The following is a 21,744-nucleotide window of genomic DNA, read 5'->3' on the forward strand; positions in this document are numbered from 1 at the left end:
GAATCGGTCGCTCACCGACTCACCGGTGTTGACGCGCCAACCGCTGCGGGCGGACACCCCCCGACACGGCCCCTTGCCGCCGTACGCGAGTGCGGGGGCGCACCCACCTCTCGACCGGCTGAGACGGAGGGTGGGCAGAGGCCATTCCTGGTCCCGCCCGCATCTTGGGGGCAGAGTCCGTCGGTCGGCCGTCTCGTCGGGTGGGCGGAGGCCATTCCTGCGCTTCCACCCACCGCTCTCGGCCGACCGGGTCGGGTGGTGGGTGGGCACAGGTTTGGGGGCTGAGGGTGGAGCACCCAGGGCGTGAGGGCCGGCGGGGTGGTGGGTTACGCCGTTGCCGCCGGAGGGGCCGGGGCCAGTTGGTGGGACAGCCAGGTGGGGACGCCTCCGAGGAGGCGGAACAATCGCCGGGCTTCCTCTCGTAGGTGCGAGGCCTCGGGTTCCACCTCCGCGTCGGCCAGGGAGGCCAGTGCCGGTGCCGTTCCGACGAGGTACCCCAACTCCTCGCGGATCCGCAGCGATTCCCTGAAGCCGTGCCGTGCCTCCGCCAACTCTCCTTCCCGCAGGGCGAGTCCGGCCAGGTGGCGCCAGGTGAAGGACAGGAGAAGTGGATCGGAGTGCGCGGTGGCGCCGGCGTGCGCGCGCCGGTACGCCGCACGTGCCGACTGCGGGGAGTGCGCCAGGTTCTCCGCCAGCAACCCCCGCCGGAAGTCGAGGAGGGCCCGCCCGGGAGCCCCGGGCGGGATCAGCGCCGCGGCCCGGCCGAGTGCCGCCCGTGCCTCGTCGGCCCGGTCCCGGACGCCGTGCAGCGTCGCCGCGTAGGCAAGTTGCCCGCGTTCACAAGCGGCCGCGCCGCGCTCGTCGTCGCCGTGGGCCAGCGCCTCGGCGGTGCGCAGCGCGTCCTCGGCCTGCTCCCAGCCCTGCTCGGTGTACAGACACCGTTCCACCAGCAGGGCGGCCCGTTGGAGCGCGGCCGGTGCGGTGGTCGGTTGGAGCAGTGCGGCGGCGTCCGTCCAGCAGGCGCGGGAGCGTAGCCGCCATACCGCGGTCTGGAGTGGATCGTCACCGGCGGTCGTTCCGTAACCAGACATGGCGGTATGCGCCACGTTGCCCTCCCCGAGCACGCCATCGAGCTATGAGTGGTGGCGGCATCTCAGCACGGATCGCCCGGCTGGGCCAAGGGGGTGGGTGAAGGATTTCACAAAGTCGTGGGAGTCCTGGTAGGCGCGTTGGGCCTCGAGGGGTCAGCTCATTCGCAGTGCCAGGAAGAAATCCAGCTTGTCCTCGAGGCGTGAAAGATCACGGCTCGTCAACTGCTCGATCCGGCCCACCCGGTAGCGCAGCGTGTTGACGTGCAGGTGGAGGCGGTTCGCGCAGCGCGTCCAGGAGCCGTCGCAGTCGAGGAAGGCCTCCAGAGTCGGGATGAGTTCGGCGCGGTGGCGGCGGTCGTAGTCGCGGAGGGGGTCGAGGAGGCGGGCGGTGAAGGCCCGGCGGACGTCGTCCGGGACGAAGGGCAGCAGCAGGACGTGGGAGGCCAGTTCCTGGTGGCCGGCCGCGCAGACCCGGCCGGAACGGGCGGCGGCCACTCTGCGGGCGTGCCGCGCCTCCTCCAGGGCGCCGCGCAGGCCCTCCGCCGAGTGGACCGAAGCGCTGACGCCGAGGGTGACCCGCCCGTCGTCGTCGAGACCGGCCGACAGCGGGTCCCGTACGGACTCCAGGAGCAGCTCGGCGAGGATCTCCGAGCCGTCGTGCTCCGTGGACACGGCCGGCAGGGGTACGAGCGCGATGGCCTCGTCGCCGGTGTGGGCGACGGCGATCCGGTCGGAGGGCTCCGGTCCCGTCGACAGAGGGTCGACCAGGATCTCCTCGAGAAGGGATTGGGCGATCGGGCCGCCCTCCAGGTCGCCGCCCTGCCACTCGACGCGGGCGACGACCACCTGCCAGTGCGGGGCCGAGCCGAGGCCGGGCAGCAGTACGGGGGCGGCCACGCGCAGCCGGGCCGCGATCTCGGCGGGCGCGGCACCCGTCTGCACCAGCTCCAGGACCTCCTGGGCGAGGCGCCGGCGGACGGTGCGCGCCGCGTCCCGCCGGTCGCGCTCGACCGAGATCAGCTGGGTGACGCCCTGGAGCAGGTCCAGCCGTTCCTCCGGCCAGTCCCCGGCGTCCGCCTCGACGGCCAGCAGCCAGTCCGACAGCACGGTCTCGCGCACGTCCCGGGAGCCCTGCGCGGAGCGGCCGCCGCTGCTGCGGACCGGGAAGAGCGAGTAGGTGGTGGTGCCGAGCAGCACGCGGTGAGGGCCACGCCGGCCGGTGCGGACCGCCGCCAGGTGTTCGGCCGCGAGCTTGGCGCACACGTCGGCCGGCAGGGCGGGTCCGGCGACCTTCGAGCCCGCGATGGGCCGCCCGGCGGGGGACAGCACCCAGGCGCGCAGGTCCAGGTCTGAGCCGAGCAGGTCCAGGACCACGTCCGGGCCGCCGCCCGCCGGGCCCGAGGTCATCATCCGCCGGTGCCGGTCCACGACCGCCGCGAGATCACCGGCCCGCTCGCCGGACACCTGCCGCACGACGTGCTCGGTGATGGCCGCGAACGCCACCGACTCGTGCACCGCGAAGAGGGGGAGGTGGTGGCGCGCGCAGGCCTCCACCAGGTCGTCCGGCACGCTCCCGAGTTCGGCCTCGCCGGCCGCCACCGCGGCCACCTGGGCCTGCACCAGGAGTCGTACGAACGGCTCGGAGTCGGCGGCGTCCCGGCGCCAGGCGAGGCCGGTGAGGACCAGCTCTCCGCCGGAGAGGTAGCGGCTGGGATCCCTGAGGTCGGTGGTCATCACGCCCCGCACGGTGCGGTCCAGCTCGTCCTCGCCGCCGAGCAGCCGCAGGCCCAGCGCGTCGGTGTCCAGCAGTGCGCGCAGCCGCATTCTCGTCGCCGCCGTTCTTTGTCTCGAAATCTACGATGAATCTTGCTGGCTCGCGGACGAGGTGTCCGTCCGGCGGTGGCCGAGCGGTGCTCGCCGCTCCGGAGCCGCATTCCGGCCGTGTTCCAGGTCACACGGTGTGCGCCGCGCGTTTCCGCAGGAAAACGAGGAGGTTGCCGATGACCTCCTTTCATACGAATCTACAAGATGACCGCCCTGGCCAGCCAACTCCTTCATGGTTTCCGTGACTGACCCGGTCGGCGCACAGCGCTGTGTACTGGCCTCACTCCGCGTAAACAGCACAAGAGACGAGCCGGGCCCGCCGCACACGGATTGGCTCAATCTGTACGACCCACAGACGAAGAAGAGAGCCGGTCATGGACTTCCTTCGCCCCGCCAGCTGGGAGGAGGCGCTCGCCGCGAAGGCCGAGCACCCCACCGCTGTGCCGATTGCGGGTGGCACCGACGTGATGGTCGAGATCAACTTCGACCACCGCCGGCCCGAGTACCTGCTCGACCTCAACCGCGTCGGCGACCTCGAGGAGTGGGAGGTGGGCGAGGACAGTGTGCGGCTCGGGGCCTCGGTCCCCTACGCGAAGATCATGGAGAACCTGCGCGGCGAACTGCCGGGTCTCGCTCTCGCCTCGCACACCGTCGCCTCCCCGCAGATCCGCAACCGCGGCGGCGTCGGCGGCAACCTCGGCACCGCCTCGCCCGCCGGTGACGCCCACCCCGCCCTCCTCGCGGCCGGCGCCGAGGTCGAGGTCGAGTCGGTGCGGGGATCGCGTCGCATTCCGATCGACGCGTTCTACACCGGCGTGAAGCGCAACGCGCTGGCGCCCGATGAGCTGATTCGCGCGGTGCACATCAAGAAGGCGGACGGGCCGCAGCAGTACTCGAAGGTCGGTACGCGCAACGCCATGGTCATCGCCGTGTGTGCGTTCGGGTTCGCCCTGCACCCGGAGACGCGGACCGTGCGTACGGGGATCGGTTCGGCCGCGCCCACCCCGGTCCGGGCCAAGGTCGCGGAGGAGTTCCTGAACGCCGCGCTGGAGGAAGGCGGCTTCTGGGACAACGGGAAGATCATCACCCCGTCGGTCGCCAAGCAGTTCGCGGACCTGTGCGCCGGGGCCTGCAACCCGATCGACGACGTCCGGGGCACCGCGAGCTACCGCCGCCACGCGGTCGGTGTCATGGCCCGCCGCACCCTCACCTGGACCTGGGAGTCGTACCGCGGCACCGACGGCCGGACACAGCAGAAGGGGAGCGTCGCGTAATGCGTGTCAATTTCACGGTCAACGGCCGTCCGCAGGAAGCCGACGATGTGTGGGAGGGCGAGTCCCTGCTGTACGTGTTGCGGGAGCGGCTCGGGCTGCCGGGTTCGAAGAACGCCTGCGAGCAGGGGGAGTGCGGGTCCTGCACCGTCCGGCTGGACGGCGTACCCGTGTGTTCCTGTCTGGTCGCCGCGGGGCAGGTGGAGGGCCGTGAGGTCGTCACCGTCGAAGGGCTCGCCGACTTCGCCAAGCAGCGTGCCGAGCACGGGGGTTGTGCCTCCGGTGCCTGCGGTACGTCCCTTCAGGACGCACGGGAGTGGGCTGCCGAGGGGCACGACTCGCACACCGGCGAGGGCACCGAACTCTCCCCGGTGCAGCAGGCGTTCATCGACGCCGGCGCCGTCCAGTGCGGTTTCTGCACGCCGGGTCTGCTGGTCGCCGCCGACGAGATGCTGGAGCGCAACCCGAACCCGACCGACGCGGACATCCGCGAGGCGCTGTCGGGCAACCTGTGCCGGTGCACCGGCTACGAGAAGATCATGGACGCGGTCCGCCTGGCGGCCGCCCGACAGGGAGAGGCGGTCTGAGCATGCCGAGCAACGGCGCCCCCATCGGGACTCCCACCAAGGTCACCCAGGGCTCGAAGACCAAGGGCGGCATCGGCGAGTCCACGCTCCGCCCGGACGGCACCCTCAAGGTCACCGGCGAGTTCGCGTACTCGTCCGACATGTGGCACGAGGACATGCTCTGGGGCCAGATCCTCCGGTCGACCGTCGCCCATGCCGAGATCGTGTCCATCGACACCAGCGAAGCCCTCGCCCTGCCCGGCGTCCACGCCGTCATGACGTACGACGACCTGCCGACCGACGTGAAGAACTACGGCCTGGAGATCCAGGACACCCCGGTCCTCGCCCACGGCCGGGTCCGCCACCACGGCGAACCGGTCGCCATCGTGGCCGCCGACCACCCGGAGACCGCGCGCCGCGCCGCCGCCAAGATCAAGGTCGAGTACAAGGAGCTGCCCGTCATCACCGACGAGGCCTCCGCGACCGCGCCGGACGCGATCCTGATCCACGAGGGCCGCGACGACCACCACGTCGGGCACGTCCCGCACCCGAACATCGTCCACCGCCAGCCGATCATCCGCGGTGACGTCGCGACGGCCCGGGAACGCGCCGACTTCGTCGTCGAGGGCGAGTACACCTTCGGCATGCAGGACCAGGCCTTCCTCGGCCCCGAGTCGGGTCTGGCCGTACCGGACGAGGACGGCGGCGTCCACCTCTACATCGCCACCCAGTGGCTGCACTCCGACCTGCGCCAGATCGCGCCCGTACTCGGTCTGCCCGAGAGCAAGGTGCGGATGACGCTGTCCGGCGTCGGCGGCGCGTTCGGCGGCCGCGAGGACCTGTCGATGCAGATCCACGCCTGTCTGCTGGCGCTGCGCACGGGCAAGCCGGTCAAGATCGTCTACAACCGCTTCGAGTCCTTCTTCGGGCACGTCCACCGCCACCCGGCCAAGCTCCACTACGAGCACGGGGCGACCAAGGACGGCAAGCTCACCCACCTGAAGGCGCGGATCGTCCTGGACGGCGGCGCGTACGCCTCCGCCTCCCCGGCCGTCGTCGGCAACGCCGCCTCGCTCGGCGCGGGCCCCTACGTCATCGACGACGTCGACATCGAGGCCGTCGCCCTCTACACCAACAACCCGCCCTGCGGCGCCATGCGCGGCTTCGGCGCGGTCCAGGCGTGCTTCGCCTACGAGGCGCAGATGGACAAGCTCGCCGACAAGGTGGGCATGGACCGGGTCGCGTTCCGGCAGCTCAACGCGATGGAGCAGGGGACCGTCATGCCGACCGGGCAGGCCGTCGACTCGCCCGCCCCGGTCGCCGAACTCCTGCGCCGCGTCAAGGCTATGCCGATGCCACCGGAGCAGCAGTGGCTCGCGGCCGGCGAGGCAGCAGACGTACGCCAGCTGCCGGGCGGCCTGTCCAACACCACCCACGGCGAGGGCGTCGTACGCGGTGTCGGCTACGCGGTCGGCATCAAGAACGTCGGCTTCTCCGAGGGCTTCGACGACTACTCCACGGCCAAGGTGCGCATGGAGGTCATCGCCGGTGAACCGGTCGCGACCGTGCACACGGCCATGGCGGAGGTCGGCCAGGGCGGCGTCACCGTCCACGCGCAGATCGCCCGCACCGAGCTGGGCGTCGCCCAGGTGACGATCAAGCCGGCCGACACCCGGGTGGGCAGCGCCGGTTCGACGTCCGCGTCCCGTCAGACGTACGTCACCGGTGGCGCCGTCAAGAACTCCTGCGAGCTGGTGCGCGAGAAGGTCCTGGAGATCGGCCGCCGCAAGTTCGGTTCCTACCACCCCGCCTGGGCGACGGCGGAGCTGCTGCTCGAGGGCGGCAAGGTCGTCACCGACGGCGGCGAGGTCCTCGCCGACCTGGTCGACGTCCTCGACGGCGAGTCCGTCGAGGTCGAGGCCGAGTGGCGGCACCGTCCGACGGAGGCCTTCGACCTGCGGACCGGCCAGGGCTTCGGCCACGTCCAGTACACCTTCGCCGCGCACCGCGCGGTCGTCGAGGTCGACACCGAGCTCGGCCTGGTCAAGGTCATCGAACTGGCCTGTGCGCAGGACGTCGGCAAGGCGCTCAACCCGCTGTCCGTCATCGGGCAGATCCAGGGCGGCACGACCCAGGGTCTCGGCGTGGCGGTCATGGAGGAGATCATCGTCGACCCGAAGACCGCGAAGGTCAAAAACCCCTCCTTCACGGACTACCTGATCCCCACCATCCTCGACACGCCGACCATCCCCGTCGACGTGCTCGAACTCGCCGACGACCACGCCCCGTACGGGCTGCGCGGCGTCGGCGAGGCACCCACCCTGTCGTCGACCCCGGCGGTCCTGGCGGCCATCCGGAACGCGACGGGGCTGGAGCTCAACCGCACGCCGGTACGTCCGGAGCACCTCACCGGAACGTAACCGTCCGGGGGTTGAACCAGTGAGTTCTCCTGGGGGACCGCGTCCCCCAGGACCCCCGTCCGTTCGTCTCGGGCCGTCCCCCGGGTCGTGCACCTCCCCAAAACCCGCCCGTCGCCGAAGGCAACCCGCGGGTGTCCCTATGAACCTTGGGAGCAGGCCCACATGACCCAGCAGTCCCTGGAGCCGCAGTCCGTCGCCGAAGACGCGGGAGAAGGCACCCGCGTCCCGGCCGGACGGTCCTGGCTCGACCGGTACTTCCACATATCCCGGCGAGGATCCTCGCTCGCGCGTGAGGTGCGCGGCGGCGTCACCACCTTCATGGCGATGGCGTACATCCTCCTGCTCAACCCGCTGATCCTGTCCGGCAAGGACGCGGCGGGGAACACGCTCGGCCAGCAGGCGCTGATCACCGCGACCGCGTTCGCGGCGGCCCTCAGCACGCTCCTGATGGGGTTCTTCGGCAAGGTGCCGCTCGCCCTCGCCGCCGGCCTCTCCGTCTCCGGAGTCCTCGCCTCCCAGGTCGCACCCCAGATGACCTGGCCGCAGGCGATGGGCATGTGCGTGATGTACGGCGTGGTCATCATGCTGCTCGTCGTCACCGGACTGCGCGAGATGATCATGAACGCGATTCCGCTCGCGCTCAAGCACGCGATCACCATGGGCATCGGCCTGTTCGTCGCCCTCATCGGCTTCTACAAGGCCGGTTTCGTGCACCAGGGCAAGGCGACCCCGGTCTCCCTGGGCCCGACCGGTGAACTGGCCGGCTGGCCGGTGCTGCTCTTCGCCGTCACCCTCCTCGCGATCTTCATGCTCCAGGCCCGCGGCGTCCCCGGCGCGATCCTGCTCGGCATCGTCGGAGGCACCGTCCTGGCCGTACTCCTCAACGCCCTCGACGTCATCGACCCGAGGCAGTGGGCGAGCGGCGCTCCCGAACTGCACGGCGGCGCGGTCTCCATGCCGGACTTCTCGATCTTCGGCGACGTCGAGTTCGGAGGCTGGGGCCAGGTCGGCGCGATGACCGTCGGCATGATCGTGTTCACCCTCGTGCTGGCCGGCTTCTTCGACGCGATGGCCACCATCATCGGCGTCGGCACCGAGGCGAAGCTCGCCGACGAGCAGGGCCGGATGCCGGGCCTGTCCAAGGCGCTGTTCATCGACGGCGCGGGCGGTGCGATCGGCGGCGTGGCGGGCGCGTCGGGCCAGACGGTGTTCGTCGAGTCGGCGACCGGCGTCGGCGAAGGTGCCCGTACCGGCCTGTCCTCCGTCGTCACCGGCCTGTTCTTCGCGGCCTGCCTGTTCTTCACCCCACTGACGGCCATCGTGCCGGGCGAGGTCGCCGCCGCGGCCCTGGTCGTGATCGGCGCCATGATGATGATGAACGCCCGGCACGTCGACTGGGCCGACCGGGCCACCGCGATCCCGGTCTTCCTGACCGTCGTGATCATGCCGTTCACGTACTCCATCACCGCCGGCGTCGCCGCCGGTGTCATCTCGTACGTGGCCATCAAGTCCGCCCAGGGCAGGGCGCGGGAGATCGGTGCCTTCATGTGGGGCCTGACGCTGATCTTCCTGGTGTACTTCGCCCTCGAACCCATCGAGAGCTGGCTGGGCGTGCACTAGCCGCAATTGCCGAACGCCCTCCACACGACCGCGCAGTTGAGGAGACCGAGACATGCTGGACATCGTCGAGGAGCTGAACCGGTGGGTCGGGCAGGGGCGGGACTTCGCCGTGGCCACCGTCGTGGCCGTCGGCGGCAGTGCCCCCCGCCGGCCCGGCGCCGCCCTCGCGGTGGACGCCGACGGCACGGCGATCGGCTCGGTCTCCGGCGGCTGTGTGGAGGGCGCGGTGTACGACCTGTGCCAACAGGCCTTGCGGGACGGGGAGTCGGTGCTCGAGCGCTTCGGGTACAGCGACGACGACGCCTTCGCCGTCGGCCTGACCTGCGGCGGGATCATCGACATCCTCGTCACGCCGGTTCGGGCGGGCGACCGGGTCCGTCCGGTGGTGACGGCCGCGCTCGACGTCGCCGCGCGCGGACGGGCGGCCGCGCTGGCCCGGATCGTGTCCGGTCCCGCGCAGCTCGTCGGCCGGGCGATGCTGGTGCGCCCCGAGGGCTCCTACGACGGCGGCTTCGGCGCCCATCCCGAGCTGGACCGCACGGTCGCCGCGGAGGCCGGCGCGTTCCTGGACGCCGGCCGTACCGGCACCCTGGACATCGGCGAGCAGGGCTCCCGCTGCGGGGCGCCGCTCACCGTGCTGGTGGAGTCGTCCGTCCCGCCGCCCCGGATGATCGTCTTCGGCGCGATCGACTTCGCGTCGGCGCTGGTGCGCGTCGGCAAGTTCCTCGGCCATCACGTGACGGTGTGCGACGCGCGGCCGGTGTTCGCCACCCGCGCCCGCTTCCCCGAGGCCGACGAGATCGTCGTCGAGTGGCCGCACACCTACCTGGAGCGCACGGACGTGGACGGCCGTACGGTCCTGTGCGTGCTGACCCACGACGCCAAGTTCGACGTACCCCTGCTGAAGCTCGCGCTGCGGCTGCCGGTGGCGTACGTCGGCGCGATGGGCTCCCGGCGCACCCACCTGGACCGCAACGAGCGGCTGCGCGAAGTGGGCGTCACCGAGCTGGAGTTGGCGCGGCTCAGGTCGCCGATCGGGCTTGACCTCGGGGCGCGCACGCCGGAGGAGACGGCCCTGTCGATCGCCGCCGAGATCGTCGCCGACCGGCGCGGCGGCAGCGGGGTCTCACTGACCGGCGCGCACACGCCGATCCATCACGACGTGACGTCGGTGCCGGCGGGGCGGATCGGATCGGTGGCCTGAAAGGTGCTGCGGCGCACCGGCGGCTGGTCGGGCCAGGCGAACGCGTAGTCCGGGTCGCCGCCCCGGCTCAGCCGGACGAAACGCGTCAGCTCCCGCGCGATGCCCGCGTTGCCCTGCGCCCACCCGGTGCGGGGTTCGAGGTCGCCCGGGGTGGCCTTGTGCTCGAAGTTGGACCAGCGGGCGCCGTCGGCGTCCCGGATCGCGCGGTCGGCCAGATCCGCGACGAGGACGGCGGCGAAGTCGTGGCCGTCGTCCTGCTCGGCCATCCGGTCGCAGGCCAGTGCGAGGACGCCCGCCGTGCCGCAGCAGCGGCCGTTGTTGTCCCAGAACCCGGGACGCAGCCGCTGCGGCAGACCGGAGCGGGTCACGGTGTGCCAGCAGCGGTCGACCAGGGCCGACCAGGCGGCCGGGGCGGCGAGGACGTCCCGGAGCCGGCGGAACACCTGGGCGTCGCCTGCCGGCCCGTGACACCAGCCGTAGCTGTGACGCTCGATCAGGTCGGGGAGGTGCGCCGGGTCGGAGTGGGCGACCAGGAAGCCCTCGGGCCCGTCCTCGGCCCGGGCCACGACACCAGCGGCACCGGCCTCGGCCAGCTCGACGAGGTCGGTCCGTCCCGTCGCGGCCCCGACGGTGGCCAGCGCGTACACGATCCCCAGCGTGCCGTGCGAGATGTGGTGCATGCGCCCGTCCCTGCCGGTACGGAACTCCCAGTGCACGCCGGCCGGAACCGGCTCGGCGGTCCGCAGATACGGCTCCAGCGCGAGCACGGCGAACTCCTCGTCACCGGCGGCCAGCGCGCCGAGACCGATCCCCGCGTTCCCGCCCATCAGCTCGAACAGCTCGCCCCATCGGGTGCCGTCGAACCGCGACCGCACGATCCCCAGAGCCCGGTCGGCGGCACCACCGGCGGCGGTGTCGCCCAGTTCCTCGTGAACGGTCCGCAGCACGAGCGCCATACCGGTGAGCCCGAAGTACAGGGAACTGTCCTCGCAGTCCTCGACGGCGGCCACGAGCGAGCGGGCCGCGCGCAGGGCGGTGTCGGCGTACGCGTCGTCCCCGAAGTGCCGCCACGCCTCCAGGAGGACCGGGACGATGCCGGCCGTACCGCTGTAGAGCATGGGTTCGAGTTCGGCGTCGGAAGGGCGCTCGGCCCAGGCGAGGCCGCCGTTCCCGCTCTCCCGCGCCTGGTCGAGCAGCCACCGCAGGGCGTCCACCGCCAGCGCCTCGGTCTCGTCCACCGTCACGGTCTTCACGTTGGTCTGCGTCATGACGCCCACTCTGGCATCCGGCGGCGCGCGCCTCAGGAGCCTTTGCCGGCGGACGGGCGGAAGCGGTCGTCACGGTCGTCTGAGCAGCTCGTTGACCGTCCGTCCGAACACCGACCGTGCCGCGGCCCGCAGCACGGGGTCGAAGAACCGGGGCAGCAGACGCACCCGCAGGTCCTCGCGCCAGAGCACGCGGGTACGGCCGCCGGGACCCGGCCGCACCTCGATCTCGGCCCAGCCCGTGACGATCCGGCCCCGCTTGTCCAGACGGCACAGGCCGGGCAGGTCGCCCGTGGGCGGGCGCCACACCGTGACCTCCATCCGGTCGTCGAAGGCGAGCGGGCCGAGTCCCGAACGGGCCACGACGAAGGTGCCCTGGCCCGTCGGCGGCGGCGTGACCACGGTGACGCGGGTCAGCGGGACGGTGTCGCCGTGGCGCGGCCACTGGGTGAGGCGGCGCCACGCCTCGTCGGGGGAGAGCGGTGCCGTGCGTTCGAGGAGGAAGGTGACCACGGGGTGATCGTAGGCAACGCGGGCCGCTGAACAGTGCGTTCGTATACGGCTCGGCCGGGCGCGCGAGTGCGCGAACACATGAGTGTCCCGGCCCTGGCACGGAGGGTGAACGAGCGTCCCGCCACGCATGTGCCGCCGCCGTCCTGGTTACTCGCGCCGACACGCGAGTGAACACGAGTGGGAGGAGAGCCCCGTGAGCGGACACGCCCGGCGCCGGGCCCTGGTCACCGGCGGAGCCGGATTCGTGGGGTCCCATCTGTGCGCGCGACTGGTCGCCGAGGGCACCGACGTCGTGTGCCTCGACAACCTGGCCACCGGCTCCCGCGCCAACGTCGCCGACCTGGAGCAGCGCCGCGGCTTCCGCTTCGTGCGCGCCGACGCCACCGACGCCGCGGCCGTGCGCGGCCTCCCCGGCCGTTTCGACCTGGTCCTGCACTTCGCCTGCCCGGCCTCACCCGTCGACTACCTGCGGCTGCCCCTGGAGACCCTCGACGTCGGCAGCACCGGCACCCGCAACGCCCTGGAGCGGGCCCGGGCCGACGGCGCGCGTCTCGTGCTCGCCTCCACCTCCGAGGTCTACGGCGACCCGCTGGAGCACCCGCAGCACGAGGGCTACTGGGGCAACGTCAACCCGATCGGCCCGCGCAGCGTCTACGACGAGTCCAAGCGCTTCGCCGAGGCCCTGGTCACCGCCCACCGCAGGGTGCACGGCACGGACACCGCCATCGTCCGGATCTTCAACACCTACGGCCCGCGGATGCGCACCGGCGACGGCCGTGCCGTCCCCGCGTTCGTGTCGCAGGCCCTGGACGGCGCGCCCCTCACGGTCGCGGGCGACGGCGGGCAGACCCGCTCGCTGTGCTACGTCGACGACACGGTGGACGGCGTCCTCGCGCTGGCCGCGTCCGACGCCGACGGCCCCGTGAACATCGGCGGCGCCGAGGAGATCACCATGCTGGAGCTCGCCCGCCGGATCATCGAGCTCACCGGCTCCTCCTCCCGGATCCGGTTCGTGGAGCGCCCCGCCGACGACCCCGCCCGGCGTCGGCCCGACACCCGGCTGGCCCGGGAGCTGCTGGGCTGGCAGCCGAGGGTCGGCTGGAGCGACGGGCTGGAGCGCACGATCGGCTGGTTCTCCCGCTCCGTAGCGGCCTGAGCGGAACTGAGGCAGGTCCTGCGACGACAGAGCGGTGACCTGAGCCTCACTTGTAGTGAAAAGTCGGTTATTTCGGTCGAAGTCATCTTCAAGAGTTTGAGACAGCTGGGAAGAGTCACTCGCGAGCCTTGAGTCCTCACAGCCGCCGGGACGGAGCACATCCCATGCGCATCCTTGGTATCAACGCCCTGTTCCACGACCCGGCCGCCGCCCTCGTCGTCGACGGCCACACGGTCGCGGCAGCCGAGGAGGAGCGCTTCAGCCGCCGCAAGCACGGCAAGCGCCCCCTGCCGTTCTCCGCGTGGGAGCTGCCCGAGCTCTCCGCCCGCTGGTGTCTGGAGCAGGCGGGCATACGCCCGGAAGAACTCGACGCGGTGACCTACTCCTTCGACCCGAAGCTGGCCCGGCCGGCCCGCGACCTGGGTCTGGACGACCCCTGGGACCCCCTGCGTCTGGAGTACGCCCGACGCGCCCCCGAATTCCTGGCCGAAGCCCTGCCCGGCCTCGACGCCGACCGGGTGGTCTTCGTCCCGCACCACGTCGCGCACGCCGCCTCCGCCGGGCCCGCCTCACCGCATCCCGACAGCGCCGTCCTCGTACTCGACGGCCGCGGGGAGGCCGCCTCCCATCTGGCCGGCCGCTACCACGAGGGCAAGCTCGACACCCTCGGCGCCCAGGCGCTGCCGCACTCCCTGGGCCTGTTCTACGAGGAGCTCACCGCACACCTCGGCTTCCTGCGCAGCAGCGACGAGTACAAGGTGATGGCCCTCGCCTCCTACGGCAAACCGCGCTTCCTGCCCCAGCTGCGGCAGCACGTCCACGCCACCGGCGACGGCGGTTTCCGCGCCCACGGCGTCGACTGGGCGGCCCTGACCCCGCCCCGCGCCAAGGGCGAGGACTGGACCCGGGACCACGCCGACCTCGCCGCCAGTGCCCAGGCCGTGCTCGAGGAGGTCCTCCTCGAACTGGTCCACTGGCTGCACGGCGCGGCCGGCGGCGAGGCCCTCACCCTCGCCGGAGGCGTCGCCCTCAACTGTGTCGCCAACTCCAAGATCGCCGCCCGGGGGCCCTACCCGCACGTGTGGGTGCAGCCCGCCGCCGGAGACGCCGGAACCGCCCTCGGCGGAGCCCTCCACCTGGCCGCGCAGGACGACGAACCCCCGCAGCCCATGCCCGGCGCCGACCTCGGCCGCGGCTGGAGCGACGAGGAACTGCGCGCCCGGCTCGACGAGGCCGCCGTACCGTACGAACGGCCCGCCGACGTCGCCGAGGCCGTCGCCGAGGAACTCGCCCGGGACGGGGTCGTCGCCTGGTTCCAGGGCCGCAGCGAGTACGGGCCGCGTGCCCTCGGGCACCGCTCCCTGCTCGCCCATCCGGGACGGGCCGAGAACCTGGAACGGCTCAACCACGTCAAGGGCCGCGAGGAGTTCCGGCCGGTCGCCCCGATGGTGCTGGCCGGGCGCGCGCACGAACTGTTCAGAGGACCGCTGCCCAGCCCGTACATGCTCTTCGTCCACGACGTCGCACGGGAATGGCAGGGCCGCATCCCGGCCGTCGTGCACGTCGACGGCACCGCCCGTATCCAGACCGTCGAGGAGCGGCGGGAGCCGCTGGTGGCGCGGATGCTGCACGCCTTCGAGCGGCGCACCGGGCTGCCCGTGGTGGTGAACACCAGCCTCAACACCGCCGGCCGGCCCATGGTCGACGACCCGCGTGACGCACTGGAGTGCTTCGGCTCCGCGCCCGTCGACCTGCTCGCCCTCGGACCGTACGTCGTGCGCAGGGGGAGGGCGTTCGCATGACACCGAAGACCTCCGCCGGCACCGCCTACGCGGTGGTGATCCCCACCCTCGTGCGCGACACCCTCGCCGACTGTCTTGCCGCGCTCGCCGCCGCGACCGGTCCCAAGCCGCACGAGATCGTCCTCGTCGACGACCGGCCCGACCCCGATCCCGGGCCGTGGGAACACCCGCTCAGCGTGCTGGGCGACCTGCGCGACCGCACCACCGTGGTCCCGAGCGGCGGGCGCGGGCCCGCCGCCGCCCGCAACACCGGACTGCGCGTCATCGCCTCGCCCTGGGTCGCCTTCCTCGACGACGACGTCCAGGTCGGCCCGCACTGGTGCGAGCAACTGGCGCAGGACCTGGCCGACACCACCCCGCGGACCGCGGGCGTGCAGGGCGTGATCGCCGTACCGCTGCCCGGCGAGCGCCGGCCCACCGACTGGGAACGCGGCACCGCCGGTCTCGCGCAGGCCCGCTGGATCACCGCCGACATGGCCTACCGCACCGACGCCCTGAAGCAGGTCGGCGGCTTCGACGAACGCTTCCCGCGCGCCTACCGCGAGGACGCCGACCTCGCCCTGCGCGTCCTCGACGCCGGCTGGCGCATCCGGCAGGGCCGCCGCACCACCCGCCACCCCGTGCGCCCCGCCGACCGCTGGGTGTCCCTGCGCGCCCAGCGCGGCAACGCCGACGACGCCCTGATGCGGCACCTGCACGGCCCCGACTGGTGGGAGAAGGCCATCGCCCCGCGGGGCCGGCTGCACAGGCACCTCGCGATCACGGCGGCCGGTGCCGCCGCGTGCGCCCTCGCGGTCACCGGACGCCGCCGGGCCACCGCGGTCGCCGCGCTGGGTTGGGCCGCCGGCACCGGCGAGTTCGCCTGGGCGCGCATCGCCCCCGGGCCGCGCACCCGGTACGAGGTGACCACCATGCTCGCCACCAGCGCGCTCATCCCGCCCGCGGCCACCTGGCACTGGCTCGGCGGGCTGTGGCGGCACCGCGACGCACCCGACTGGCAGGAGGTGGCCGCATGAGCCGCGTACGGGCCGTGCTGTTCGACCGCGACGGCACCCTCGTCCACGACGTTCCCTACAATGGCGACCCCGACCGCGTCCGCCCCGTCGCCGGTGCCCGCGAGGCACTCGGTCTGCTGCGCCGGCACGGCATCCGCACCGGCGTCGTCACCAACCAGTCGGGCATCGCGCGCGGACTGCTCACCGACGCCGACGTCCGGCACGTCAACCACCGCGTCGACGAGCTCCTCGGCCCCTTCGACGTGTGGGGCGTCTGCCCGCACGGCCCCGACGACGGCTGCCACTGCCGCAAACCCGAACCGGGCCTCGTCCTCTGGGCGGCCGGACGCATCTGCACCGCGCCCTCGGACTGCGTCGTCGTCGGCGACATCGGCGCCGACGTCGAGGCCGCACGCCGGGCGGGCGCCCACGGCATCCTCGTCCCCACTCCCGGGACCCGGCCGGAGGAGACGGCGGGCGCGGACCATGTGGCCCCCGACCTCCTGACCGCCGTGCGGGCCCTGCTGAACGGGCCGCCGACGGGCCGTGTCCTGGCCGACGAACGGCCCATCGCGGCCGCCTACGACACCGGCGGGAGGCAGCCCGTCGAGGCCCCCCGCCCGCCCGACGACACCAGCGGGAGGTCGCGGTGAAGGCCCTCGTCACCCGTCTCGACAGCTTCGGCGACGTTCTGCTCACCGGACCCGCCGTCCGTGCCGTCGCCGCCCGGGCCGACACGGTCACCCTGCTGTGCGGCCCGCGCGGCGCGCCCGCCGCCCGGCTGCTGCCGGGCGTGGACGACATCCTCGTCTGGGACGCGCCCTGGGTGGGCCTCGACGCCCCGCCCGTCGGCCGCGGCGAGGTCGAGCAGCTCATCGACGCCATCGACGCCGACACGGCCCTGATCCTGACCTCGTTCCACCAGTCACCTCTGCCCACCGCCCTGCTGCTGCGCCTGGCCGGGGTGGCACACATCGCCGCGGACAGCGAGGACTACCCCGGCTCCCTGCTCGACGTACGCCACCACCGCGCCCCGCACGTCCACGAGGCCGAGGCGATGCTCGACCTCGCCGAGGCCGCGGGATTCCCCTCGCCCGACGACGGACGGCTGCGGGTGCTGCCCCCGCCCCGCACCACCGGGCTGACCGGCCCGGAGCCGTACCTCGTGCTGCATCCCGGCGCCAGCGTCCCGGCCCGGGCCTGGGGTCCCGACCGCAGCGCCGGGGCGGTCCGCGAACTGGCGGCGGCCGGACACCGGATCGTGGTGACCGGCGGCCCGCACGAGCGCGACCTGACCGCGCACGTCGCCGGCGAGCACGGACTCGACCTCGGCGGCCGTACCGGCGCCGCGGAACTGGCCGGGGTGCTGGCAGGTGCCGACGCCGTGGTCACCGGCAACACCGCGCCCGCCCACCTCGCCGCCGCCGTCGGCACCCCCGTCGTCTCGCTGTTCGCGCCGGTCGTGCCCGCCGAGCGGTGGCGGCCGTACGGCGTCCCCTACGTGCTGCTCGGCGACCAGCACGCGCCCTGCGCGGACAGCAGGGCCCGGGAGTGCCCCGTGCCCGGGCATCCCTGCCTGGACACCGTGACCGCACACGACGTGGTCGCCGCCGTCGAGAAGCTCGTCGCGGAGGTCGGGGCGGTGGGGAGGCAGAGATGAGGATCCTGCTCTGGCACGTGCACGGCTCCTGGACCACGGCCTTCGTCCAGGGACCGCACACCTACCTCGTCCCCGTCACCCCCGACCGCGGACCCGACGGCCTCGGCCGCGCCCGCACCTTCGACTGGCCCGACTCCGTCGTCGAAGTCCCCCTGGAGCGGCTGCGGGACGCCGGCATCGACGCCGTCGTGCTGCAACGGCCGCACGAACCGGCCCTCGTCGACCGGTGGCTGGGCCGCCGCCCGCCCCTGGTGTACCTGGAGCACAACGCCCCGCACGGGGACGTGCCCGACACCCGCCACCCGGCCGCCGACATCCCCGGCGTCACCCTGGTCCACGTCACCCACTTCAACCGGCTGATGTGGGACGCCGGTCCCACCCCGACGACCGTCATCGAGCACGGCGTGGTCGACCCCGGACAGCGGTGGACCGGCGAACTGGACCGGGCGGCCGTGGTCGTCAACGAGCCGGTGCGGCGCGGCCGTACCACCGGAACCGACCTGCTGCCCGCGTTCGCCGACGCCGCCCCGCTGGACGTCTTCGGCATGCGCACCGAAGGGCTCGCAGACCACCTCGGTCTCCCGCCCGACCGGTGCCGGTCCCACGAACTCGTGCAGGCGGACCTGCACGCGGCGATGGCGCGGCGACGCGTCTACGTCCACCCCGTCCGCTGGACCTCTCTCGGACTGTCGCTGCTGGAGGCGATGCACCTGGGCATGCCCGTGGTCGCACTGGCCACCACCGAGGTCGCCGAGGCGGTTCCCGACGGCGCCGGAGTGGTGTCCAACAGGATCGACGTACTGACCGATGCCGTACGGGACTTCGTGGCCGATCCCGCGCACGCTCGCATGATCGGCGAGGGCGCGCGGGCGGCGGCGCTCGCCCGCTACGGGCTGTCCCGCTTCCTGGAGGACTGGGAGCGGTTGCTGAAGGAGGTGACCCGATGAGGATCGCCATGGTGTCCGAGCACGCGAGCCCGCTCGCCGCGCTCGGCGGTGTCGACGCCGGTGGCCAGAACGTGTACGTGGCCCGCCTCAGCGAGGAACTGGCGCGGCGCGGCCACGACGTCACGGTCTACACCCGCCGCGACAGCACCGACCTGCCCGACCGGGTTCCGCTGCCCGGCGGCGCCGTCGTCGAGCACGTGCCGGCCGGACCCCCCGAGTCCGTCCCCAAGGACGAACTGTTCCCCCACATGCCCGTCTTCGGCTCCTGCCTGGCACGCGCCTGGGCCCGCGAGCGGCCCGACGTGGTGCACGCCCACTTCTGGATGTCCGGCATGGCCGCCCAGATCGGCGCCGGCGCCCACGGCGTCCCGGTCGTGCAGACCTTCCACGCCCTCGGCACCGTCAAGCGGCGCCACCAGGGCAGGCGTGACACCAGCCCGTACGAACGCGTCGGCATCGAGCGGCAGATCGGCCGCGGCTGCGAACGCGTCCTGGCGACCTGCACCGACGAGGTGTACGAGCTGGCGGACATGGGCGTACCGACGCGGCAGACGTCCGTCGTGCCCTGCGGGGTGGACGTCGAGCACTTCCACCCCGGCGCGGACCCCACCGCCGCCCCCGCCCGGCAGCAGCGGCACCGACTCCTCGCCTGCGGCAGGCTGGTCCGCCGCAAGGGCTACGACCAGGCGATCCGCGCACTGGCCCGGACCCCGGACACCGAACTCCTGATCGCCGGCGGCCCCGCGCCCGGCCTGCTGGACGCCGACCCCGAGGCGGAACGACTGAGACGGCTCGCGCAGCGCACCGGCGTCGCCGACCGGGTGCGGCTGCTCGGCGCGGTCGACCCGGCCGACATGCCCGCCCTGATGCGCGGTGCGGACCTCGTCCTGTGCACACCGGTCTACGAGCCGTTCGGCATCGTGCCGCTGGAGGCGATGGCGTGCGCCGTCCCCGTCGTCGCCACCGACGTCGGAGGCCACCGGGACACGGTCGACGACGGCCGTACCGGCCGGCTGGTACCGCCCGGCGACCCCGACGCGATCGCCGGCGCCGTACGCGACCTGCTCGCCGAGGACGGCACCCGCCGCCGCTACGGCAGCGCCGGCCGCGCCCGGGTCCTCGCCCACTACACCTGGCAGCGGGTCGCCGACGGCGTCGAACAGGTCTACCGCCAGGTGGCGGTCGGACAAGCACTGCCGAAGGAGGTGGCCTGATGACCCTCCACCCGCCCACCGTCGCCCACTGCGACGAACTCCAGGACGCGCTGGGCGCGTTCCGCGCCTCAGCCCACATCATCGAGCGCTGGGGCGAGCGCCTGGCCGCCGTCCTCGCCGGGGGCGGCAGGCTGCTGGTCGCGGGCAACGGCGGCAGCGCCGCCCAGGCCCAGCACCTCACCGCCGAACTCGTCGGCCGCTACCGCGACGACCGGCCGGCGTTCTCCGCGATCGCCCTGCACGCCGACACCTCCAGCACGACCGCCATCGCCAACGACTACGGCGTCGACGAGGTCTTCGCCCGCCAGGTCCGCGCGCACGGCCGTCCCGGCGACGTCCTGATGCTGCTGTCCACCAGCGGCGCCAGCGCCAACCTGCTGTCCGCCGCGGACGCGGCACGCTCGGCGGGCCTGCGCGTGTGGGCGCTCACCGGCCCGGCCCCCAACCCCCTCATGGCGGGCAGCGACGAATCCCTGTGCGTGACGGCCGCGTCCGCCGCGACGGTCCAGGAACTCCACCTGGTGGCGGTGCACATGGTGTGCGCGGCGTTCGACGCGGCGGTGGAGCGGGGTGCGGCATGACCGGCGGGTGGGAAGAGGGCGCGGCGGACACGCCACGAGACGGTACGGCCGCCGCGCCGGGAGCGGGCGCGCCGGGCACCGTCCGCGGTGGCGGACGCCGCCGGGCCCCGCTGCTGGTGGTCGGCGACGCGCTGCTCGACCGGGACCTCACCGGTCACGCCGAGCGGCTCGCGCCCGACGCACCCGTGCCGGTCGTCGCCGACTGCGGGCAGCACCTGCGGCCGGGCGGCGCCGCCCTCGCCGCCTACCTCGCCGCCCGCGACGGCCACGACGTCACCCTCGTCACCGGGCTGGGCGACGACCCCGCCGGCCAAGAACTGCGGCGGCTGCTCGAACCGTGGCTGACGCTGATCCCGCTCCCGCTGACCGGCCCGCTGTCCGAGAAGACCCGCGTCCTCGCCCAGGGCCGCCCCGTCGTCCGCCTGGACCGGGGAGACGGCCAGGTGAGGGAGGCCACCGACCAGGCGCGCCGGGCGATCCGCCGGGCGCCTTCCGTGCTGGTCTCCGACTACGGCCGCGGCGCCGCCGACGCGCTGCGGGACGTCCTCGCCGAACGCCCGCCCCTCGTCTGGGACCCGCACCCGCGCGGCGGCCCGCCGGTAGCGGGCACGCGGCTGGTCTCGCCGTCGGAGAAGGAGGCGTACGCCCTGTCCGGGGAGGGCGGCGCGCCGGACGGCGACCTGCGCGTCGCCGCCCGCGGCGCCGCCGCCCTCGTCCGGCACTGGCGGGTCGCCGCCGTCGCGGTGACCCTCGGCGCGCGCGGCGCCCTCCTGTCGTACGGGGAGCACCCGCTGCTCGTCCCCGCGCCCACCGCGCACACCGGCGACCCGTGCGGTGCGGGCGACCGGTTCGCGGCCACGGCGGCCGGGCTGCTCGCGGACGGGGCGCTCGTCGGGGAGGCGGTCGAGGGCGCGGTGGCCGCCGCGAGCGACTTCGTCGGAACGGGCGGTGCGGCCGCGCTGGCCTGCGAGGAAGCGGATTCTCCGGCCGTCCACGGCGACCCGGGAGACCCGCTCGCCCTGGCCGCCCGCGTCCGCGCCGCGCACGGCACCGTCGTCGCCGCGGGCGGCTGCTTCGACCTCCTGCACGCCGGTCACGTCGGACTGCTCCAGGCCGCCCGGCGGCTCGGCGACTGCCTGGTCGTCTGCGTCAACTCGGACGCGTCGGTGCGGCGGCGCAAGGGCGAGGGCCGCCCGGTCAACCCGCTCGCCGACCGCGTCCGCGTCCTGCGCGCGCTGGCCTGCGTGGACGCCGTCGCCGTGTTCGACGAGGACACCCCCGAACGCCTGCTGTCCGAACTCCGCCCACAGGTCTGGGTCAAGGGCGGCGACTACGCCGGCGCCGAACTCCCCGAAGCCGCGCTGCTGGAGGAGTGGGGCGGCCAAGCGGTCCTGCTGCCCTACCTCGACGGCCGCTCCTCGACGACCCTGATGGCCCGAGCGGCGGGCGTGGCCCGATGACGGCCCCGGCGGCGGCCGGGGGTGCGTGGACGACGAGGCGCCGCCCGGCGGACACGCGTGCCCCGGGGTGGTGCGGCGCGGGGCCCTCGGGCCTGGTGCGCCCGGGGTGGTGCCGGGCAGTGCCACTCGGCCCTTGCGTCGCCCCGGAGCGGAGG

General features: G+C 73.5%; 18 protein-coding genes. 14 read left to right on the forward strand and 4 right to left on the reverse strand.

Going from position 1 to position 21,744, the window contains the following annotated elements; translation table 11 throughout:
• Positions 1–326: 326 nt before the first annotated feature.
• Positions 327–1,106 carry a hypothetical protein gene (locus ACFWWR_RS23795; protein ID WP_383871776.1) on the reverse strand — a complete coding sequence of 260 codons (780 nt, stop codon included), beginning with the start codon at positions 1,104–1,106 and terminating at the stop codon, positions 327–329.
• A gap of 138 nt (positions 1,107–1,244) precedes the next feature.
• Positions 1,245–2,915, reverse strand: coding sequence for a PucR family transcriptional regulator (locus ACFWWR_RS23800; RefSeq protein ID WP_384305140.1), 1,671 nt, complete (start codon positions 2,913–2,915; stop codon positions 1,245–1,247).
• A 374-nt stretch (positions 2,916–3,289) separates the two neighbouring features.
• On the opposite strand from ACFWWR_RS23800, the gene ACFWWR_RS23805 reads away from it, so the two are divergent.
• The 5 genes from ACFWWR_RS23805 to ACFWWR_RS23825 all read left to right on the forward strand — a co-directional run bounded on the left by ACFWWR_RS23805 (position 3,290) and on the right by ACFWWR_RS23825 (position 9,996).
• Positions 3,290–4,189 carry an FAD binding domain-containing protein gene (locus ACFWWR_RS23805; RefSeq protein ID WP_383871782.1) on the forward strand — a complete coding sequence of 300 codons (900 nt, stop codon included), beginning with the start codon at positions 3,290–3,292 and terminating at the stop codon, positions 4,187–4,189.
• On the forward strand, positions 4,189–4,773 hold the full coding sequence (locus tag ACFWWR_RS23810) for a (2Fe-2S)-binding protein (RefSeq protein ID WP_383871785.1): 585 nt from the start codon (positions 4,189–4,191) through the stop codon (positions 4,771–4,773). The genes ACFWWR_RS23805 and ACFWWR_RS23810 overlap by 1 nt, the downstream gene beginning before the upstream one ends.
• A gap of 2 nt (positions 4,774–4,775) precedes the next feature.
• Positions 4,776–7,172, forward strand: a complete 2,397-nt coding sequence (locus ACFWWR_RS23815) for a xanthine dehydrogenase family protein molybdopterin-binding subunit (RefSeq protein WP_383871788.1) — start codon at positions 4,776–4,778, stop codon at positions 7,170–7,172.
• Positions 7,173–7,334: 162 nt separating this feature from the next.
• Positions 7,335–8,792: an NCS2 family permease gene (locus ACFWWR_RS23820; protein WP_383871791.1), complete on the forward strand. Its 1,458-nt coding sequence runs from the start codon at positions 7,335–7,337 to the stop codon at positions 8,790–8,792.
• A gap of 52 nt (positions 8,793–8,844) precedes the next feature.
• Positions 8,845–9,996: an XdhC family protein gene (locus tag ACFWWR_RS23825; protein WP_384305142.1), complete on the forward strand. Its 1,152-nt coding sequence runs from the start codon at positions 8,845–8,847 to the stop codon at positions 9,994–9,996.
• Here the strand turns inward: ACFWWR_RS23825 and ACFWWR_RS23830 are convergent.
• Both ACFWWR_RS23830 and ACFWWR_RS23835 read right to left on the reverse strand, forming a co-directional pair.
• The gene (locus ACFWWR_RS23830) at positions 9,948–11,264 is read right to left on the reverse strand and encodes a lanthionine synthetase LanC family protein (protein WP_384305145.1); all 1,317 of its coding nucleotides are present in this window, start codon (positions 11,262–11,264) and stop codon (positions 9,948–9,950) included. The genes ACFWWR_RS23825 and ACFWWR_RS23830 overlap by 49 nt on opposite strands.
• Positions 11,265–11,333: 69 nt before the next feature.
• Positions 11,334–11,774: an SRPBCC family protein gene (locus ACFWWR_RS23835; RefSeq protein WP_383871798.1), complete on the reverse strand. Its 441-nt coding sequence runs from the start codon at positions 11,772–11,774 to the stop codon at positions 11,334–11,336.
• A 193-nt stretch (positions 11,775–11,967) separates the two neighbouring features.
• On the opposite strand from ACFWWR_RS23835, the gene ACFWWR_RS23840 reads away from it, so the two are divergent.
• From ACFWWR_RS23840 to rfaE2, 9 genes are all read left to right on the forward strand, one after another.
• Positions 11,968–12,930, forward strand: coding sequence for a UDP-glucuronic acid decarboxylase family protein (locus tag ACFWWR_RS23840; RefSeq protein WP_383871800.1), 963 nt, complete (start codon positions 11,968–11,970; stop codon positions 12,928–12,930).
• 164 nt (positions 12,931–13,094) lie between these two features.
• The gene (locus tag ACFWWR_RS23845) at positions 13,095–14,732 is read left to right on the forward strand and encodes a carbamoyltransferase (RefSeq protein WP_384305147.1); all 1,638 of its coding nucleotides are present in this window, start codon (positions 13,095–13,097) and stop codon (positions 14,730–14,732) included.
• Entirely contained in the window at positions 14,729–15,748 is a 1,020-nt protein-coding gene (locus tag ACFWWR_RS23850) for a glycosyltransferase family 2 protein (RefSeq protein WP_384305149.1), read from the forward strand. Before ACFWWR_RS23845 ends, ACFWWR_RS23850 begins: the two co-directional genes overlap by 4 nt.
• On the forward strand, positions 15,745–16,380 hold the full coding sequence (locus ACFWWR_RS23855; RefSeq protein WP_383871805.1) for a D-glycero-alpha-D-manno-heptose-1,7-bisphosphate 7-phosphatase: 636 nt from the start codon (positions 15,745–15,747) through the stop codon (positions 16,378–16,380). The genes ACFWWR_RS23850 and ACFWWR_RS23855 overlap by 4 nt, the downstream gene beginning before the upstream one ends.
• Positions 16,377–17,387, forward strand: coding sequence for a glycosyltransferase family 9 protein (locus ACFWWR_RS23860; protein WP_384305152.1), 1,011 nt, complete (start codon positions 16,377–16,379; stop codon positions 17,385–17,387). Before ACFWWR_RS23855 ends, ACFWWR_RS23860 begins: the two co-directional genes overlap by 4 nt.
• Positions 17,384–18,334: a glycosyltransferase gene (locus tag ACFWWR_RS23865; RefSeq protein ID WP_383871808.1), complete on the forward strand. Its 951-nt coding sequence runs from the start codon at positions 17,384–17,386 to the stop codon at positions 18,332–18,334. The genes ACFWWR_RS23860 and ACFWWR_RS23865 overlap by 4 nt, the downstream gene beginning before the upstream one ends.
• The gene (locus ACFWWR_RS23870; RefSeq protein ID WP_383871810.1) at positions 18,331–19,548 is read left to right on the forward strand and encodes a glycosyltransferase; all 1,218 of its coding nucleotides are present in this window, start codon (positions 18,331–18,333) and stop codon (positions 19,546–19,548) included. Before ACFWWR_RS23865 ends, ACFWWR_RS23870 begins: the two co-directional genes overlap by 4 nt.
• Positions 19,548–20,129: an SIS domain-containing protein gene (locus ACFWWR_RS23875; RefSeq protein ID WP_383871814.1), complete on the forward strand. Its 582-nt coding sequence runs from the start codon at positions 19,548–19,550 to the stop codon at positions 20,127–20,129. Before ACFWWR_RS23870 ends, ACFWWR_RS23875 begins: the two co-directional genes overlap by 1 nt.
• Complete coding sequence (rfaE2, locus tag ACFWWR_RS23880; protein WP_383871817.1) at positions 20,126–21,589, forward strand: D-glycero-beta-D-manno-heptose 1-phosphate adenylyltransferase; 1,464 nt, start codon at positions 20,126–20,128, stop codon at positions 21,587–21,589. The genes ACFWWR_RS23875 and rfaE2 overlap by 4 nt, the downstream gene beginning before the upstream one ends.
• Positions 21,590–21,744: the final 155 nt, after the last annotated feature.

The organism is Streptomyces sp. NPDC058678 (assembly GCF_042714835.1).
Classification (GTDB): domain Bacteria; phylum Actinomycetota; class Actinomycetes; order Streptomycetales; family Streptomycetaceae; genus Streptomyces.